1 protein-coding gene is annotated in these 239 nt (G+C 38.1%); it reads right to left on the bottom strand.

The genetic code is table 11. The annotated features are described in order from the left end of the window. Window positions 1–239 (bottom strand): MucBP domain-containing protein (locus LQ677_RS14645; protein WP_239749103.1); only part of this gene is annotated, 239 nt, incomplete at both ends.

Here is a 239-nt window from a genome sequence, read left to right as displayed (position 1 = left end):
TTCATCCACATATCTTACCGTTACATGACCGTCTGCTTTTTGATACACGTACGTCACTGTTTGATTGTCTCTCGAATATTTACCCTCTGGGGTACCTTCTGTTTCTAGATAATTGTATTCATTAATCTGAGTTGGATGTGTCGAACTATAGTCTTCTCCTACTTTGCCATTTAAAGTTGTTGGATTTTGAATTTCAGTGCCTTCTTCATCCACATATCTTACTGTTACATGACCGTCTG

Origin of the sequence: Mammaliicoccus sp. Q-M61 (assembly GCF_022386055.1) — a bacterium.
GTDB lineage: Bacteria > Bacillota > Bacilli > Staphylococcales > Staphylococcaceae > Mammaliicoccus > Mammaliicoccus sciuri_A.
Note: the sequence above shows the minus strand (reverse complement) of the source record. Positions and strands in the feature narration are given on the sequence as shown.